At 71.0% G+C, this 16,424-nt stretch carries 16 protein-coding genes; 10 read left to right on the plus strand and 6 right to left on the minus strand.

Annotated elements, in window-relative coordinates; translation table 11 throughout:
- Nucleotides 1–25 precede the first annotated feature (25 nt).
- Nucleotides 26–859 carry an amidohydrolase family protein gene (locus tag ACIN94_RS05620; protein WP_400700139.1) on the plus strand — a complete coding sequence of 278 codons (834 nt, stop codon included), beginning with the start codon at nucleotides 26–28 and terminating at the stop codon, nucleotides 857–859.
- Here ACIN94_RS05620 and ACIN94_RS05625 read toward each other — a convergent pair.
- Together ACIN94_RS05625 and ACIN94_RS05630 are read right to left on the minus strand one after the other, a co-directional pair.
- Nucleotides 844–2,283, minus strand: coding sequence for a hypothetical protein (locus tag ACIN94_RS05625; protein WP_400700141.1), 1,440 nt, complete (start codon nucleotides 2,281–2,283; stop codon nucleotides 844–846). The genes ACIN94_RS05620 and ACIN94_RS05625 overlap by 16 nt on opposite strands.
- A gap of 106 nt (nucleotides 2,284–2,389) precedes the next feature.
- The gene (locus ACIN94_RS05630) at nucleotides 2,390–3,349 is read right to left on the minus strand and encodes a LysR family transcriptional regulator (RefSeq protein ID WP_400700143.1); all 960 of its coding nucleotides are present in this window, start codon (nucleotides 3,347–3,349) and stop codon (nucleotides 2,390–2,392) included.
- A gap of 134 nt (nucleotides 3,350–3,483) precedes the next feature.
- Here ACIN94_RS05630 and ACIN94_RS05635 point away from each other — a divergent pair, with 134 nt between their 5' ends.
- Nucleotides 3,484–3,705, plus strand: a complete 222-nt coding sequence (locus ACIN94_RS05635; protein WP_400700145.1) for a DUF6158 family protein — start codon at nucleotides 3,484–3,486, stop codon at nucleotides 3,703–3,705.
- 11 nt (nucleotides 3,706–3,716) lie between these two features.
- Here ACIN94_RS05635 and ACIN94_RS05640 read toward each other — a convergent pair whose 3' ends face one another.
- Nucleotides 3,717–4,538 (minus strand): patatin-like phospholipase family protein, encoded by an 822-nt coding sequence (locus ACIN94_RS05640; RefSeq protein WP_400700147.1) that lies wholly within the window; start codon nucleotides 4,536–4,538, stop codon nucleotides 3,717–3,719.
- Nucleotides 4,539–4,672: 134 nt separating this feature from the next.
- Between ACIN94_RS05640 and soxR the strand changes: the two genes are divergently transcribed.
- The gene (gene soxR, locus ACIN94_RS05645) at nucleotides 4,673–5,158 is read left to right on the plus strand and encodes a redox-sensitive transcriptional activator SoxR (RefSeq protein ID WP_400700149.1); all 486 of its coding nucleotides are present in this window, start codon (nucleotides 4,673–4,675) and stop codon (nucleotides 5,156–5,158) included.
- On the opposite strand, the gene ACIN94_RS05650 is transcribed toward soxR, so the two are convergent.
- Complete coding sequence (locus ACIN94_RS05650) at nucleotides 5,148–6,074, minus strand: phosphotriesterase (RefSeq protein ID WP_400700150.1); 927 nt, start codon at nucleotides 6,072–6,074, stop codon at nucleotides 5,148–5,150. The two genes, soxR and ACIN94_RS05650, sit on opposite strands and share 11 nt — an antisense overlap.
- A 218-nt stretch (nucleotides 6,075–6,292) precedes the next feature.
- On the opposite strand from ACIN94_RS05650, the gene ACIN94_RS05655 reads away from it, so the two are divergent.
- The 4 genes from ACIN94_RS05655 (at nucleotide 6,293) to ACIN94_RS05670 (ending at nucleotide 13,234) form a co-directional block, all read left to right on the plus strand.
- Nucleotides 6,293–9,235 (plus strand): cellulose binding domain-containing protein, encoded by a 2,943-nt coding sequence (locus ACIN94_RS05655; RefSeq protein WP_400700151.1) that lies wholly within the window; start codon nucleotides 6,293–6,295, stop codon nucleotides 9,233–9,235.
- A 278-nt stretch (nucleotides 9,236–9,513) separates the two neighbouring features.
- Complete coding sequence (locus tag ACIN94_RS05660) at nucleotides 9,514–10,542, plus strand: LacI family DNA-binding transcriptional regulator (RefSeq protein WP_400700152.1); 1,029 nt, start codon at nucleotides 9,514–9,516, stop codon at nucleotides 10,540–10,542.
- A gap of 27 nt (nucleotides 10,543–10,569) precedes the next feature.
- The gene (locus tag ACIN94_RS05665) at nucleotides 10,570–12,174 is read left to right on the plus strand and encodes an FAD-dependent oxidoreductase (RefSeq protein ID WP_400700154.1); all 1,605 of its coding nucleotides are present in this window, start codon (nucleotides 10,570–10,572) and stop codon (nucleotides 12,172–12,174) included.
- Between the two features lie 112 nt (nucleotides 12,175–12,286).
- On the plus strand, nucleotides 12,287–13,234 hold the full coding sequence (locus ACIN94_RS05670; RefSeq protein ID WP_400700156.1) for a hypothetical protein: 948 nt from the start codon (nucleotides 12,287–12,289) through the stop codon (nucleotides 13,232–13,234).
- Between the two features lie 26 nt (nucleotides 13,235–13,260).
- Here ACIN94_RS05670 and ACIN94_RS05675 read toward each other — a convergent pair whose 3' ends face one another.
- Nucleotides 13,261–13,581: a GroES family chaperonin gene (locus ACIN94_RS05675; RefSeq protein WP_400700158.1), complete on the minus strand. Its 321-nt coding sequence runs from the start codon at nucleotides 13,579–13,581 to the stop codon at nucleotides 13,261–13,263.
- Between the two features lie 55 nt (nucleotides 13,582–13,636).
- Between ACIN94_RS05675 and ACIN94_RS05680 the strand changes: the two genes are divergently transcribed.
- Both ACIN94_RS05680 and ACIN94_RS05685 read left to right on the plus strand, forming a co-directional pair.
- On the plus strand, nucleotides 13,637–13,765 hold the full coding sequence (locus tag ACIN94_RS05680; protein WP_400700160.1) for a hypothetical protein: 129 nt from the start codon (nucleotides 13,637–13,639) through the stop codon (nucleotides 13,763–13,765).
- A gap of 12 nt (nucleotides 13,766–13,777) precedes the next feature.
- Entirely contained in the window at nucleotides 13,778–15,034 is a 1,257-nt protein-coding gene (locus tag ACIN94_RS05685; RefSeq protein ID WP_400700162.1) for an ArgE/DapE family deacylase, read from the plus strand.
- 40 nt (nucleotides 15,035–15,074) lie between these two features.
- Here the strand turns inward: ACIN94_RS05685 and ACIN94_RS05690 are convergent, their stop codons facing one another.
- A complete protein-coding gene (locus ACIN94_RS05690) occupies nucleotides 15,075–15,719 on the minus strand; it encodes a TetR/AcrR family transcriptional regulator (protein ID WP_400700164.1) in 645 nt (214 codons plus the stop codon).
- A 112-nt stretch (nucleotides 15,720–15,831) separates the two neighbouring features.
- On the opposite strand from ACIN94_RS05690, the gene ACIN94_RS05695 reads away from it, so the two are divergent.
- The gene (locus tag ACIN94_RS05695) at nucleotides 15,832–16,395 is read left to right on the plus strand and encodes an NADPH-dependent FMN reductase (protein WP_400700166.1); all 564 of its coding nucleotides are present in this window, start codon (nucleotides 15,832–15,834) and stop codon (nucleotides 16,393–16,395) included.
- Nucleotides 16,396–16,424 lie beyond the last annotated feature (29 nt).

A 16,424-nucleotide genomic window follows, 5' to 3' on the forward strand; every position in this document is an offset into this window, starting at 1 on the left:
TCGGATCAGTCTCCTGGGGAGTTCCATGATCGACGCGCATCACCACGTCTGGGACCTGTCCGTGCGGGACCAGGAATGGATCGCCGGCCCCCGGATGGCTCCGCTGCGGAGGTCCTTCGGCGTCGGGGATCTGCCGGCGGACGCGGCGGGGATCACGGCCACGGTGCTCGTGCAGACGGTCACGGTGCCGGAGGAGACGCCGGAGCTCCTGACCCTGGCCGAGGAGCACGACCTGATCGCGGCGGTGGTCGGCTGGACCGATCTGACCGCGCCCTCGGTGGCCGACGACCTCGCCGCGCTGTCGGCCATGCCGGGGGGCCGGTACCTGCGCGGCCTCCGGCACCAGGTGCAGGGCGAGGCCGATCCGCGCTGGCTCTGCCGCGACGACGTGCGGCGCGGTCTGGCGGCCGTCGGGCGGGCCGGGCTCGTCTACGAGCTGCTCACCCTCCCACACCAGCTGCCCGCCGCGATCGAGACCGTGGCCGCGCTACCCGGCGTCGGCTTCGTGCTGGACCACTGCTCCAAGCCGCCGATCGTCTCCGGCGACCGGGAGCCGTGGGCCACGCTGCTCCGCGAGCTGGCCGCCTGCCCCAACGTCACCTGCAAGCTGTCCGGCCTGGTCACCGAGGCCGACTGGGACGGCTGGACGGTCGCCGACCTGCGGCCCTACGCCGACGCGGTGCTGGAGGCATTCGGGCCCGGGCGGGTCATGTTCGGCTCCGACTGGCCGGTCTGCCTGCTGGCCGCGCCGTACGAGACCGTGCTGGAGAGCGCCCGCACGCTCACCGCGCACCTGTCGGAGTCCGAGCGGGACGGGGTGTTCGGCGGGGTGGCCGCCCGCGTCTACGGCATCGTCTGAGGCCGTCCGGCCCGCCTGAAGAAGGCGGCCACCGCGTAGGGGTCGACGGGGTCGGTGAGCAGGGCGAGCATCTCCTCCCCGCGCGCCGGGTCCACCTTGAACGGATGGCCGAACACGTGCGGGCCCTCCCCGTCGCCCAGCAGCCTGGTCAGCATCAGATCCCCGGGCAGGGCCTGCCGGGCGAGCAGCCCGTCGGTCAGCGTCACCGGTTCCCTCCCGCCGTGCCCCATCTCGCGCAGGGTGATCCGGTCTCCGGCGACGTCAAGGACCTCCCAGAGCCGCAGCGGCGTCCTGCGCCAGGACTCCAGCAGCTCCACCTCGTCGTCGCGCAGCCAGTCGCCCCGCGCGTCCAGGAACTCGCCGACGACGTCGTTCTCGAACAGCGCCAGGTCGGCCAGGGCGGGCTCGGCCACCCTGACGCTCAGCGTCACCAGATCGTCTATCAGGCGGCGGCGGGCCGGGCGGTAGCCGTACGCCAGCAACTGCCGGAACAGGTGCGCGGCCCGCACGGGCAGCGGGTCGGCCGGGTCGGTACGGCAGGCGGCGTACTCGGCCGCGTCCTGTTCGGCAGGGGCCAGGCCCGGGGCGAGGGAGAGCACCTCGGTGATGAACCCGGCCGCCTCGAACGACCGCCCCTCACCCTCGGCCGACCGGGCGATCAGCAGCAGCGCGGCCGGTTCGGTGCGGGGGAGCGCCTCGATCAGGCCGGGGCCGAGCGGCTCGCGCTCCACCTCGTCGGCGATCCTCGCGAGCACCGTCTCCGACCGGGACAGGTAGGCGATCGCCTTGGACAGGTCGGCGCCCTCGTCGTAGGTGCGCAGCGCGCTGCGGGCCAGAGCCAGCCTGATGATGTCCAGCGGGGCCAGGTCGGCGACCGACCCGGTGTCCCAGGGCGCGCCCACGATGCCCACCCGGCCACCCCGCACCTCCAGCGAGGACTCGCGCAGCAGCGGGGCCAGCGGCGGGAGCGGGTCGGCGAAGGTCTCCGGGGCCTTCATCAGCAGCTCCAGGACCACGACGTCGATCGAGACGCCGGGGCTCGGCTCCAGCCCCTCGGCGAAGGCGCGCAACCCCTCCAGTGCCTGCGCCCCGAACTCCTCGACGACCCGGATCGCCCGTTCCGCGGGGAAGCCGGTCAGCGTCGTGGTGGACAGCTCCAGCGCGCCGTCGCGCAGGCGGAGCGCGACCATGTCCTCCGGCTCCACTCCGGCCAGCCAGCCTCCGGGCCCGGTCAGGGACGGCTCGCCCGCGTCGACCGCGGTGCGGACCACGCCGCCCCCCGCCAGCGGCACCCCCTCACCGTCGGCCAGCCGTGCCCACAGCCGCAGGTCGTCGACCGCCGTCAGCGCACCGGCCGCCAGCTCGGCACGGGTGACCAGATGGGTCAGCACCGCGCCCTCGCACAACCTCAGAAGCTCGCTCATCCCCCTATTCTTCTGGACGTCCGGCCACGACGGCGCCGCCGCCCCTCCCGGAGGAGAGCGGCGACGGCCGGTGACGGAGCGGGCCGATGAGGGAGCCGGCCGGACGTCATGGAGCGGTACCGAAGTGGGGGTTCCCGGCCAGCCAGGCGGCATACCGCGTGCTGCGCCGTACCGCGTCGGCGTGGGCGGCCTTCGCGTGTTCGGTGACCGACGCTGCGGCCCGCGCGCCGCTCCCCTCCGGGTGCCAGCCCAGCAGGTGCCGCCAGCGCAGCGGCGCGTCGGCGAGCGGTACCATCGCCACGCCCGGGGCGGGCTGGAAGCTCGCCTGGCACAGTACGGCGGCGCGGCCGACCGCGGCCAGGTGGAGGCAGGTGGCCACGTCGGTCTCGTAGATGGTCTGAGGTGTGAAGCCCGCGCGGGCGCAGGCCGTGGCGAAGCAGTCGCCGAAACAGCTGTCGCCGGGGGTGACCGCCCACCGCTCGCCGGACAGTTCGGCCAGCGCCACCTCCTTGCGGCCGACCAGGGGGTGGTTCTCGTTGAGCAGGACGAAGACCGGATCGACCCCCACGGTCAGCCACACCACCGGCCCCTCCACCGGGGGCGGGCTCTCCCCGCAGGCGCCGATGAGCGCGAAGTCGATCCGGCCGAGCATGACCATCGTGGTGAGCTCCCTGGCGGACCAGGAGGTGTAGGTGCTCACCGGGGCTGACGGCCAGGTCGTGGCGAGCCGGTCCACCAGGCCGCCCAGGATCGGCCCGTTGGTGGCGCCCAGCCGGTAGCTGGGAGCGTCTCCGCCCGTGTTGGCGAACCGGACCGCCTCCTCCTGGAGCTCCCGGGCGGCGGGCAGCAGCACCATCGCCCTGGACAGCACCAGTTCCCCGAGAGGCGTGGGCCGTGCGCCGTTGTGATCGCGTTCGAAAAGAGCTCCCCCGAGCACCCGCTCTATCCGTTTGAGCTGCGCGGTCAGCGCAGGCTGGGCCAGCCCGAGGTGGGTGGCCGCTTTGGTGACACTCCCGGCCTCGGCGACCGCGCGCACGATCTTGAGGTGTCGGAGCTCGAGATCCATACCGGGAAGGTAAGGCCATAACGGTATGGCCGCAATGTAAAGAAGTCATGAAATCTGACTCAATTTGGTGAAGCTGTCCCGGCAGTAGGGATTCAGGGGAAGTGAGGAAGGCCGGGACCGGGTAGGCGGTCCATATGACGATGGGAATCGACCCGAGGGATCTGATCGAGGACGATCTGCTCCGTGAGCTGCGGCACCTGCACGCGACCCGGACCGACACGCTCCTGCACGGTTCCGGTGACGCGCTCGCCAACCACACCACGCGGACCGAGGAGCTGGAGCAGGAGTACCTGCGCCGCCACCCCGAGCGGGACATCGATCCCGGTCGGCTCCGTGAGGGCGCGCGGCGGCGTTGAGGGGACGCGACTCAGACCTGCCAGGCTCTGGTCACGCTCTCCGCGAGGGCGGGTGCCTGGGCGAGACCGGCCTTGAAGGCGGGCCGCCACAGGCCCGGGTCGAGGAGGTTGGTGCCGAACACGGCCATGGACGCCTCGTCCGGAGCCAGGTGGGCCACCACGGCATCGCCCAGCCTGGCGATCTCGGCCTCGAAGTGCTGCCTGGGCGCGAGGTGAGCCATCGGCTCCAGGATGACCACGGTGGAGCTGCCCGCCGCCAGGTCGGCGTTCGTCACCGAGCGCACCCCGCCGTCCATGTAGCGGCGTCCGTTGATCTCCACTGGCGGGAACACACAGGGGACCGCGCAGCTGGAGGCGACGGCCGACACCAGTGACGCGCCGGAGTCACGCTCCCAGACCACGAACTCGCCGGTCCCGGCGTCGACCGCGGTGATCATCAGGCGGCGGTCAGGCCACTCCTTCACAGGCAGCCGGTCGCCGATCGTCTCGATCCTGGAACCGTTGTCCCTGACCGCCAGGGCCATCTCGCCCACCCGTCGCCGGGCCTCACGGGGCTGCAGGGACGGGTCGTACAGGATGCCGAAGGCGGCCATCACCGGTTCCATGTCGATCGCGGGAACCTTCCCGGTCTCCGTGTCCGCGTGGGTCGCGACCGAGCTCTCCAGGTCGGCTCCGGTGGCGACAAGCGTCCCCACCACCGACCCGGCCGAGGTACCGATCACCAGCTCGGCCTCTCCCAGGTCCAGGCCCGCCCCCCGCAGGCCGGTGATGATCCCCGCCTCCCAGGCGATCCCCGCGACGCCTCCGCCACCCAGCACCAGTGTTTTCGTCATGCGCCCATTCTTACTCGATCATCCCCTGAATCCCAGGGGGCCTCCCGGGCCGTTCAGGCGGCGGCTGCCTGCCGGGGAACGCGTTCCCCGGCAGGCAACCTCAACCTTGATTGAGGTAAAGCTAGGGTGAGGGCATGCCCAAGAATCTGGAGATCACCGTCGGCCAGCTCGCGTCGCGCAGCGGGGTCACCGTCTCGGCCCTGCACTTCTACGAGTCCAAGGGGCTGATCCGCAGCCGCCGTACGGCCGGTAACCAGCGCCGCTTCACCCGTGACACGCTGCGCAGGATCGCTTTCATCCGGGTGTCGCAGCGGGTCGGGATCCCGCTCAGGACGATCCAGGGCGCGCTGTCCGCGCTGCCCGACGAGCGCACCCCCACCCGCGAGGACTGGGCGAGGCTCTCCATGGCGTGGCGGAGCGAGCTGGACGACCGGATCAGGCAGCTCCAGCGGCTCCGCGACGGCCTGACCGAGTGCATCGGCTGCGGCTGCCTCTCCCTGGACCGCTGCGCGCTGGCCAACCCCGACGACGTGGCGGCGGCCATGGGACCCGGCTCACGCCTGATGGTCGCCCCGCGCCGCGACTGCGCCCCTCCGTGCGACGGCCCGGCTACTCCGTGAAGCTCAGCCAGCGGAGAGGGTTGTCGTGGGTGATCAGGCGGATGGTCTCCTCGCTGATCCCGGACTCGCGTAGCCGGGGCAGGAAGATGCGGAAGAGGTGGCTGTAGCCGGCTCCGCCGTACCGCTCGATCTCGGAGACCTTGGACAGGCCGCTGCTGAGCAGCAGGCGGTGCGCGTAGCCGGCCTCGATGAGGTCCAGTGCCTGCTGGAGCCGGTCGGCGCCGAGGGAGGTGAGGCAGACGTAGCCGCCCCTCTCGACGATCTCGCGGGGGGTCGTCGGCTCGGCTCCGGTGCCGGCGACGCTGACCCGGTGAGCGGGCAGGCCCTCGCGGAGCAGGATCTCCAGCAGTGCCGGACCGCCGCGATGGTGGGTGGCGACCGGCAGGCCCGAGGCCAGGGACGCCCTGGCGGCGGCGGCCACGCAGCGCTCCTCGGCGGGGGTCGGCTCCTGGCCCCAGATGCCGATCTCGCCGATCACGCCGGGGCGGACACCGGTGCCGTCCAGGCCGTTCTCGATCTCGGCCAGTAGATGCGCGGTGAGCGTGTCCACGTCGGCGTCCAACGCCCAGGAGGGGGTGAAGGGGCCGGAGAAGAAGCCGGTCCCGGCCACCACGGCCACCCGGCTGCCCGCCGCGACCCGGGCCAGCGTCGCGGCGTCGCGGCCCATGCCGATGCAGCTCAGCTCGACGACCAGGCCGAGCCTGTCGGACTGGCGCAGCCCGCACAGCTCCCGGACGACCTCCTGCTCCTCGTCCAGCCAGCGGTGCGGGTCGGAGCCGGCGTCGGCCGCCCTGCGCATGTCGCTGCGCAGGTGCTCGCGGGGGAGGACCGCTCCGTCGATGGCGGACGGGGGGCAGGAGCCGCTGACGGTCCTGACAAGGGGAGCCTCGGTTGCGGCGAGGGGGACCTCGGACATGAACGGACATTAGCCCATGTTTTGGGTAAACATCTCGGAAGCCCCAAGGGTTTTACCTTGGAGGCGTTAGTTGTCCGTCCAAACTATTGACTACCTGTGGTCCGGCATGTGAACCTCTGGGCGTTCATGCACGCGCATCATGGGCGGTCGAAGGTCAGGGTCCCGTCACCTGATCGTGCATGGCGGTTTGTCCGTTGCTTTGCGAAGGGAAGCCGTACATGCGAAGAAGGCTGTTCAGCATGCTCGCCGCCGCGGCGGTGACATGCGCGGCGATCGGCACGGCCGCCGGGAGCGGGACCGCGTCCGCGTCAACGTCCGCGTCAACGTCCGCCGCCGCTGCCGCCGCCGAGTCGTACACCTGGAAGAACGTCCGGATCGACGGCGGCGGGTTCGTGCCGGGGATCATCTTCAACCAGACCGAGAAGAACCTCGCCTACGCCCGCACCGACATCGGCGGCGCCTACCGCTGGGAGCAGGCGACCAAGACCTGGACCCCGCTCCTGGACTGGGTGGGCCAGAACAACTGGGGCTACAACGGCGTGGTCAGCCTCGCCACCGACCCGGTGGAGACCAACCGGGTCTACGTCGCCGCCGGGATGTACACCAACAGCTGGGATCCCAACAACGGCGCGATCCTGCGCTCGGCCGACAAGGGCAAGACCTGGCAGACGGCCCCCCTGCCGTTCAAGCTCGGCGGCAACATGCCGGGCCGGGGGATGGGCGAGCGGCTGGCCGTGGACCCCAACAACAACAGCGTCGTGTACCTGGGCGCGCCCGACGGCAACGGCCTGTGGCGCAGCACCGACAAGGGCGCGACCTGGGCCAAGGTCACCAGCTTCACCAACCCGGGCAACTACGCCCAGGACCCCTCCGACCCCAACGGCTACCTCACCCACCGGCCGGGCGTGGTCTGGGTGACCTTCGACCGGTCCTCGTCGACCGCGGGCAGCACGACGAAGAAGATCTACGTCGGTGTCGCGGACAAGGCGAACACGGTCTACAGCTCCGCCGACGCCGGCGTCACCTGGACCAGGGTCGCCGGGCAGCCGACCGGCTACATCGCGCACAAGGGCGTGCTGGACCACGTCAACCACATGCTCTACATCGCCACCAGTGACACCGGCGGCCCCTACGACGGGGGCAAGGGCGACGTGTGGAAGCTCAACACGGTCACCGGCGCGTGGACCCAGATCAGCCCCATCCCGTCCAGCTCGGCCGACGACTACTTCGGCTACAGCGGCCTCACGATCGACCGCCAGCGTCCCGGCACGCTGATGGTCGCCACCCAGGTCTCCTGGTGGCCCGACGTGATCTTCTTCCGCTCCACCGACAGCGGCGCGACCTGGACCCGGATCTGGGACTTCGCCTCGTACCCCAACCGCAGCTTCCGCTACAAGATGGACATCTCGTCCTCGCCGTGGCTGACCTTCGGGTCGAACCCGCAGCCACCGGAGACGACGCCCAAACTCGGCTGGATGACGGAGTCGCTGGAGATCGACCCGTTCGACTCCAACCGCATGATGTACGGCACGGGCGCCACGATCTACGGCACCGAGGATCTGCTGAAGTGGGACACCGGTGGCCAGTTCACCATCAAGCCCATGGTCAGGGGCCTGGAGGAGACCGCCGTCCTGGACCTGATCAGCCCGCCCTCCGGGGCCCCGCTGATCAGCGGCCTCGGTGACATCGGCGGCTTCCGGCACACCAACCTCGACGCCGTACCGCCCATGATGTTCACCTCGCCCGGCTTCACCTCGACGACCAGCCTCGACTACGCCGAGAACAACCCGGCCGTCATGGTCCGCGCGGGTAACTTCGCCCACTCCGACCGGCCGAACGACCGCCACGCCGCCTTCTCCACCGACGGCGGCGCCAACTGGTTCCAGGGCGCCGAGCCGAACGGGATCAACGAGGGCGGCACGATCGCGGCGGCGGCCGACGGATCGCGGTTCGTCTGGGCGCCCCAGGGCGTGGCCGTGCACTACTCGGTCGGCTACGGCAACTCGTGGACCGCCTCCACCGGCCTCCCGACCAACGCCGTGGTGGAGTCCGACCGGGTGAACTCCAGCAAGTTCTACGGCTTCAGCGCGGGAAGGTTCTACGCCAGCACCAACGGTGGCGCCTCGTTCACGGCCACCGCCGCGACCGGGCTGCCGTCCACGGGCAACGTCAAGTTCAAGGCCGTCCCCGGCCGCGAGGGAGACATCTGGCTCGCGGGAGGTGAGACCGGCCTCTGGCACTCCACCAACAGCGGCGCGTCGTTCACCAAGGTCTCCGGCGTCACGAGCGCGATCAACATCGGCTTCGGCAAGGCCGCGCCCGGCCGGAGCTACCAGGCGCTCTACGCGGCCGCCACGGTCGGCGGGACGCAGGGTGTGTTCCGCTCCGACGACACCGGTGCGACCTGGGTCAGGATCAACGACGACCAGCACCAGTACGGCAACATGGGCGAGGCCATCACCGGCGACCCCCGGATCTACGGCCGGGTCTACCTCGGCACCAACGGCCGGGGCGTCCTCTACGCCGACAGCGGCGGCACCGTGCCGCCGCCCACCGACACCACCCCGCCGTCCAAGCCCGGCAGGCCGGTCGCCTCGGCGATCACCTCTTCGGGCGCCACGCTGACCTGGACGGCGTCCACCGACAACGTCGCGGTGACCGGCTACGACGTCTACCAGCAGGCCGGGACCACCGGCGTGAAGGTCGGCTCGCCGTCCTCGGCGTCGTTCGCGCTGACCGGGCTGGCCGCCGACACCTCCTACACCTACTACGTGGTCGCCCGTGACGCGGCGGGCAACAGCTCCGTCGCCTCCGACCCCGTCACGTTCAGGACCGCCGCGGGGTCGGGGGGCGGCAGCGGATGCACGGCCACCTACGCGGTGACCAACTCCTGGCCCGGCGGCTTCCAGGGCGAGGTGACGGTGAAGAACGCCGGCACCTCGGCGATCAGCGCCTGGACGGTCAAGTGGTCGTTCCCGAACGGCCAGACGATCACCCAGCTCTGGAGCGGCGTCTACACCCAGACCGGTGCCGCCGTCACCGTCAAGAACGAGAGCTGGAACGGGAACCTGGCGGCCGGGGCCTCCACGACGTTCGGCTTCGGCGCCGGCTGGACCGGCACCAACGGCGTCCCCGCCCCCGTCACCTGCACGACCGGCTGACCGGCCGTCCCGACCGTGGTCCCGCGCGGCACTCCGACAACGCGCGGGACCACCAATCCGAGGGTGACGACCCGGCACTCTGAGTAATGATGGGTGGCGGTTGCGATCGAATGGTTTCACCCATGGCAAGACGTGGGTTAATGTGGTAATGCGCATTACTTCAGGAGAAACCTCCGTACCTGATCTTTGCGGGAACTTGACGGCCTGGTCTCGGCTCCCCAAACGGGTGGCCGGCTCCCTGTAAGTACGTATCGCCAATCGATGGGACGCCACGGAACGTGACCGCTACCAGCCGTCGCCTCACTCAGCAGGACATCGCCCGGATGGCCGGGGTGAGCCAGACCACGGTGTCGTTGGTCCTCAACAGCCGGACGGACGCCGACACGCGAATCTCCCCGGAGACGCGTGAGCGCGTGCTGCGGGCGATCAGTGAGACCGGATACGTCGCCGATCCCGTCGCGCGGCGGCTCGCCGAGCGGCGCAACCGCATCCTGGGCGTGTTCACCTACGAGGTGGTCTTCCCGACCAGCAGCGCCGATTTCTACCACCCGTTCCTGCTCGGCATCGAGGAGTGCGCGGAGCAGATCGGCTGCGACCTGCTGCTGTTCACCGGCTCCAGGGCGCCGGGCGCGCGACGGAGGATCTTCAACGCGGAGAGCCGGGTACGGCTGGCCGACGGATGCGTGCTCCTGGGCCGCACGGTCGACCGCGACGACCTGGCCCGGCTGCTGTCGGAGGGCATCCCGTTCGTGTCCGTCGGCCGTCGTGACGACGCGGGTGCGCCGGTGCCGTACGTGGGCGCCGACTACCTCCCGGCGGTGCGGGCGCTCGTCGAGCGCGCGGTGAAACTCGGCCACCGGCGGACGGCCTACGTCGGCGCCGGAACGGGTGCCGAGTCCCGAGCCGACCGCCTGCGCGGGTTCCGCGAGGCGGTGGATCCCGTCGGCGTCGACGGGATCCACCTGCCGGTGACCGGCCGGACTCCGGACGACCTTCTCGGCGATCTGACCGGAGCCGGAGTGACGGCGGTCTTCGTCGAGGAGTGGGCGGACGGTGTCGCGATCGCGCGGGCGGCAGGGGAGCGGGGCGTCACGGTCCCCGGCGACCTGTCGATCCTCGCGCTCGGCACCCCCACCCGTCCCGTCCGCGACGACATTGATTTCACAGGATTCCGCATCCCCCGGCGCGAGATGGGCCGCAGAGCCGTCGAGCTGCTGACCGGGGTGCTGGAGAACGGCGGGGCCCCACAGGAACTACTGCCCTGCGAGCTGGTCGACGGCGCGACGCTGGCCCCGGCCGGAGACTGAACCGAGATGACAGGAGAGAACTCCCAAGTGGTTGATATATCTGCGGACGCGGTGGTCGTCGGAGGCGGGCTGGGCGGCGTCGCCGCCGCACTGGCCCTGCTGCGAGCCGGCCGTACGGTGATCCTGACCGAGGAGCACGACTGGCTGGGCGGCCAGCTGACCAGCCAGGCCGTGCCGCCGGACGAGCACCCCTGGGTGGAGCGGTTCGGCGTCACGGCGAGCTACCGGGCGCTGCGCGACGGCATCCGGCGGTACTACCGGGAGCACTACCCGCTGACCGAGCGGTCGCGAGCCTGGCGGCAGCTCAACCCGGGCGCGGGTCACGTGAGCCGGCTCTGTCACGAGCCCAGGGTCGCGGTCGCGGTGATCGAGGCGATGCTGGCGCCCTACCGGGGGTCGGGACGGTTGCGGGTCCTGCAGCCCTACCGCCCGGTGGGCGCCCAGGTCGACGGCGACACGGTGACCGCGGTGCGGTTCGAGCACCGGGACGGGGGCGGCGAGATCACGGTGTGCGCGCTGTACGTGCTGGACGCCACCGAGACCGGCGAGCTGCTGCCGCTGACCGGGACCGAATACGTCACGGGGTTCGAGTCGCAGGGCGAGACCGGTGAGCCGAGCGCGCCCGCGGAGGCGCAGCCGCTGAACATGCAGGCCGTCTCGGTGTGCTTCGCGATCGACCACGTCGACGGGGACCACACCATCGAGAAGCCGGGTACCTACGACTTCTGGCGGAAGTACCAGCCTTCTTTCTGGGGTGACCGGCTGCTGTCCTGGAGGTGCCCGAAGCCCCAGACGCTGGAGATCCTGGAACGTTCCTTCACTCCCAACCCCGACGACGATCCCCTGCGGATGGACGCGGACCAGCGGGACAACGGGGGCGACCTCAACCTGTGGACCTTCCGCCGGATCGCCGCCCGCCGTAACTTCGTCACCGGCGCCTACGCCAGCGACATCACGCTGGTCAACTGGCCGATGATCGACTACATGGAGGGGCCGGTCATCGACGTGCCGGATGCCGACCGGCACCTGGCGGCGGCGCGCGAGCTGTCCCGCTCGGCCCTGTACTGGATGCAGACCGAGGCCCCCCGCCCCGACGGCGGCACCGGATTCCCCGGCCTGCGACTGCGCGGCGACGTGACCGGCTCGGCCGACGGCCTGGCCCAGGCCCCCTACATCCGGGAATCGCGGCGGATCCGCGCCCTGTACACCGTGGTCGAGCAGGACCTGTCGCTGGCCGTGCGCGGCGACAAGGGCGCCGTCGACTACGCCGACTCGGTCGGCATCGGCATGTACCGCATCGACCTGCACCCCTCCACGGGGGGCGACAACTACATCGACGTGGGCTGCTCGCCGTTCCAGATTCCGCTCGGCGCACTGGTCCCGCAGCGGATGGTCAACCTCCTGCCCGCCGCCAAGAACATCGGCACCACCCACATCACCAACGGCGCGTACCGGCTGCACCCGGTCGAGTGGAATGTGGGTGAGGCCGCCGGCGCGCTGGCGGCGTTCTGCCTGGACAACGGCATCGCACCGCACTCCGTGCAGGAGAAGGAGGACCTGCTCGCGGACTTCCAGCAGAGGCTTACCTGCGAAGGCGTCGAGCTGCGCTGGCCTCAGGTGGCAGGCTACTGACGACGACTTGCCCGGCGGTTTCGCCGTACTCGTCGGGCGCACCTGGATATGCCGGTCAAACCGATCCGGTATAGGTGGGATCTCGGGTGATTTCCCAGCTTAAAATGCCGCCGTGTCTGTGACTCCTGGGATTTACCGACCGCTCGGATGCGCCGTCATCGTCGTCTCGATGGCCGCGCTGACCCCCACCACCGCATACGCCGCCGGATCCGCGGACGTCGCGCTCCCCGACACCCGGGTGACCGTGCGCGAGAACCCGGCGGACCCACTCAAGATCACCTCCTACACCCTCGGCAACGTGGCATACCTGCGCAGGAACAACGGGTTCGCCAAGCAGACCGGGTATCAGGAGATCACCGTCGGGCCCAAGGGGAACATGGCCCTCGCGGTGCCCACCTCCTACAGCGAGGGCCACGACTCGGTGCTCCTCGCCGACCTGGTGGCGAACAGGGGCAGCAGGATCCAGACCGTCGCCAAGCCGTTCATCGCCAAGTTCGCCCACTGGTCCCGCAACGGCGGCAAGGCGGTCCTGACCGTCCAGCAGAGGACCGGCACGGTCTGGGCGACGACGGGCTTCGTGATCGTCGACGCGACGGCGAAGACCGCCCGGACGGTGACCGTGCAGGGGGTGGACAGGGCCGCGAGGTTCCGCTGGAGTCCTGACGGCGTGGACGTGGTGGCCGACTACCAGGGCGGCACCCGTTTCTACGGTCAGGACGGCGCGGTCCGGCGCACCCTGGCCAAGACGGGGATCCCCGCCGGCGGCGAGGACGTCTTCTCGCCCTCCGGAAACGTCCTCATGACCTGGTGCCCGGCGACCTACATCGAGCACGTCTGCCTCTGGGACCGGACCTCGGGCAAGCTCGCCGCCAAGGTGAACGTCCAGCCGAAGGCCCTGCTGGGGTGGTGGGACGACAGGCACTTCATCGCCGTCGTGGCCGGTGGGAACGCCTACCGGGCCGCCGTGGTCGACCTCCAGGGCAAGGCCACGCGGGTGCTGGCCGACATCTCCGCCGAGGACTGGAACAACAAGGTCTACCTCAGCTACACCAGCCGGTAACGGTCCAGGTCCGGTACGGCGGGATGTCAGAGGTACAGGCCGGTGCCGTTGTCGGTCTGCGGGGTGGCGATGGCGTGCAGGTCGCGCTCGCGCATGATGAGGTAGACCCGGCTGTGGACCTCGACCTCGTACTGGTCCTCGGGGTTGAACAGGACCTTGTCGCCCACCTTCACCGCCCGGGCGTTCGGGCCCGCGCCGCAGACCTCACCCCAGACGAGCCGGTTGGCCATCTTCACCGTGGCGGGGATGACGATTCCCGCCGTGCTGCGTCGCTCCTCTGACTCCTGCTCGACCTTGACCATGACGCGGTCGTGGAGCATCTGGATCTCGAACTTCGGGTCACCCACAGAACAAAGCTTATGGGACCGGCGGGATCGCCCCGGCGGAGTAGGCTCACCGGGCATGACGGACCTCTCCCCTGACCTGGTCGGCGGCTTCGAGGACGTGGTCGACCGTGAGCTGATCATGTCCACGACACCCTGGCGGGCTCCGGCGGTCTCCCCCTGGGGCTGGCCCGCCGGGTGGCGCTGAAAGGATAGGCGCATGTCTGACGATGAGGCGAGGGTTCTCGCGGCCCTGGACGAGGCGGAGACGGTCCGGCTCCTGGCCGAGCTGGTGCGGGTGCCGAGTGTGACCGGCACCGCCGCCGAGTCGGATCTGCAGCATCGCTGCGCGAGGCTGCTCACCGAGGCGGGGCTGGACGTCGACGTCTGGAAACTCGACCTCGACGCGCTGCGGGCCGCTCCCGGATTCCCCGGCACGGAGGCACCCCGCACCGAGGGCTACGGCGTGGTCGGCGTCACCGAGGGAGAGGGCGACCCCGCGCTCGTCCTGCAGGGGCACGTGGACGTGGTGCCGATCGGCGACCTGGCCAAATGGGAGGGGAGCGATCCCTTCGGCGCCCGGATCAGCGGGAACGTCCTGCACGGCAGGGGCGCCTGCGACATGAAGGCGGGGCTCGCGGCGAACCTCGCCGTCGCCGCGGCCCTGCACCGGTCGAAAGTACGGCTGGCCCGGCCGCTGGCCGTGCACTGCGTGGCGGGGGAGGAGGACGGCGGCCTGGGCGCGTTCGCCACCCTGGCCCGGGGCCACCGGGGTGAGGCCGCGGTGATCACCGAGCCGACCGGCGGGGCGATCATCGTGGCGACGGCGGGTGCGCTGACGTTCCGGATCGAGGTCGCCGGGCGGGCGGCCCACGGCGCCACCCGCTACGAGGGCGTCAACGCCCTGGAGGCCTTCTGGCCGGTCTTCGAGGCGATCAGGCGGCTGGAGGCCGACCGTAACCGCGACCCGGACCCGGTCTTCGACGGCAATCCGCTGCCCTACCCGATCGAGGTCGGGACGGTCCGCGCGGGCGACTGGGCCAGCAGCGTGCCGGACCTGCTCGTCGCCGAGGGCCGTCTCGGCGTCCGCCTGGACGAGGATCCCGCCGAGGCGCGCCTCGCCCTGGAGACCGCCATCGCCGAGCTCGGTCATCCGTGGTTGCGCGCGCATCCTCCGGCCGTCACCTGGCCGGGCGGCCAGTTCGCCAGCGGCCGGCTGCCCGCCGGGCACGAGCTGCCGGCCCAGGTCGCCACGGCGGTGGCCGACGTGACCGGGACCCGTCCCGCCGAGACGGCCGCGCCGTACGGGAGCGACCTGCGCCTGTACGCCGCGGGCGGCATCCCGGCTCTGCACTACGGGCCGGGTGACGTGCGCTTCGCGCACGCCCCGCGCGAGCAGGTCGACCTGCGCGAGCTCCGCGACGTCACCCGGGCGCTGGCCCTGCTGGTCCTGCGCCGCTGCGGGGTCAGGAGCTGAGGGTCCGGACACGCCCGGCCCGTCCCCACCTGAGCGTGGCCTACGGGCGTGTCACGCGGGCGACCAGGTCCCTCCAGCCGGCCTCGAGGCGCTCGGCGGGCAGTCTGCGCTCATTGCGCAGGTAGTTGACGAGCGCCGTGTCCAGGTAGCCGAGCAGCGCTTCCGCGAGCAGCTCGACGTCGCCGGTGACGCCCGACTCGCGCAGGAGGACCGCGACATGGGTGAGGCGGACCGCGCGAGCCGGAGCGGTGTAACGGCGGGTGGGGCAGTCCTCAGCCGCGAGGTAGAGGTCGATGTATCTCGTCAGATGACGGAGGGTCGCGACACCAAACGCCTCAAGTCGCTCCACCGCCGGCGCACCGGGCCCGAGTGGAGCGGGGCCGGACAGAAACGCCTCCTGGTGCGCGCGCTCCGCGTGGTCCAGAAGGGCGAACATCAGGCCCACCCGGTCGCCGAAACGGCGGAAGACCGTGCCCTTGCCGACCGAGGCGGCGGCGGCGACGGCCTCCATCGTCACATGTTCCGCGCCCTGCTCGGCCACCAGCCGGGAGGCGGCCTCAAGCAGGCGGATCCGGTTGCGTGCCGCGTCGGCCCGCTCCTGCCGTCCGCTGTCGGCCATGGGCAGCGCCCGTGCCGGGGGTGTCGGAGGTGACGCGGCCATGGGAGGTAACGGCGGCGTGGTCATCTGCGCAGCATAGTGGTCTCACCCATAAGTAGACCATAGTCCGTTTTGTGCTATACCTGATAGCCGGACCCCGGTCCGCTTAACTCTCTCTCTATCTCCATCAGGAGTTCTCATGTCCGTGCGCATCCTCGCCCTCGTCGGCAGCCTCCGCTCCGGCTCGCACAACCGCCAGCTCGCCGAGGCAGCCGTCAAGCTCGCCCCCGAGGGTGTCGAGGTCGAGATCTACGACGGTCTCGCCGACCTGCCGTTCTACAACGAGGACATCGACGTCGAGGGCAGTGTCCCCGCGGACGCGCTGAAGCTCCGCGAGGCCGGCGAGCGGGCCGACGCCTTCCTGCTCTTCTCGCCCGAGTACAACGGCACGATGCCGGCCGTCCTGAAGAACGCGATCGACTGGTACTCCCGTCCCATGGGCTCCGGCGCCTTCGTGGGCAAGCACGTGGCGGTCGTCGGCACGGCGTACGGCCAGTACGGCGGCGTGTGGGCCCAGGACGAGGCGCGCAAGGCCGTCGGCATCGCGGGCGGCACCATCCTTGAGGACGTCAAGCTCTCGATCCCCGGCTCCGTCGTCCGCTTCGCGGAGGTTCACCCGGCCGATGACAGCGACGTCGCCGAGAAGCTGCCCACCGTCCTGGAGAAGGTGGCCGCCGCGGTCAAGCAGGCTGCGGCGGCCTGAGGGACCTCGGCCGATCAGGGCTCAGGGGA

Origin of the sequence: Streptosporangium sp. NPDC087985 (assembly GCF_044741965.1) — a bacterium.
Classification (GTDB): domain Bacteria; phylum Actinomycetota; class Actinomycetes; order Streptosporangiales; family Streptosporangiaceae; genus Streptosporangium.

Excerpts from the sequence above, each read along its gene's own strand:
- ACIN94_RS05620 (WP_400700139.1), top strand. The coding sequence starts at position 26 with ATGATCGACGCGCATCACCACGTCTGGGACCTGTCCGTGCGGGACCAG.
- ACIN94_RS05625 (WP_400700141.1), bottom strand. The coding sequence starts at position 2,283 with ATGAGCGAGCTTCTGAGGTTGTGCGAGGGCGCGGTGCTGACCCATCTG.
- ACIN94_RS05630 (WP_400700143.1), bottom strand. The coding sequence starts at position 3,349 with ATGGATCTCGAGCTCCGACACCTCAAGATCGTGCGCGCGGTCGCCGAG.
- ACIN94_RS05635 (WP_400700145.1), top strand. The coding sequence starts at position 3,484 with ATGACGATGGGAATCGACCCGAGGGATCTGATCGAGGACGATCTGCTC.
- ACIN94_RS05640 (WP_400700147.1), bottom strand. The coding sequence starts at position 4,538 with ATGACGAAAACACTGGTGCTGGGTGGCGGAGGCGTCGCGGGGATCGCC.
- soxR (WP_400700149.1), top strand. The coding sequence starts at position 4,673 with ATGCCCAAGAATCTGGAGATCACCGTCGGCCAGCTCGCGTCGCGCAGC.
- ACIN94_RS05650 (WP_400700150.1), bottom strand. The coding sequence starts at position 6,074 with ATGTCCGAGGTCCCCCTCGCCGCAACCGAGGCTCCCCTTGTCAGGACC.
- ACIN94_RS05655 (WP_400700151.1), top strand. The coding sequence starts at position 6,293 with ATGCGAAGAAGGCTGTTCAGCATGCTCGCCGCCGCGGCGGTGACATGC.
- ACIN94_RS05680 (WP_400700160.1), top strand. The coding sequence starts at position 13,637 with ATGACGGACCTCTCCCCTGACCTGGTCGGCGGCTTCGAGGACGTGGTC.
- ACIN94_RS05685 (WP_400700162.1), top strand. The coding sequence starts at position 13,778 with ATGTCTGACGATGAGGCGAGGGTTCTCGCGGCCCTGGACGAGGCGGAG.
- ACIN94_RS05690 (WP_400700164.1), bottom strand. The coding sequence starts at position 15,719 with ATGACCACGCCGCCGTTACCTCCCATGGCCGCGTCACCTCCGACACCC.
- ACIN94_RS05695 (WP_400700166.1), top strand. The coding sequence starts at position 15,832 with ATGTCCGTGCGCATCCTCGCCCTCGTCGGCAGCCTCCGCTCCGGCTCG.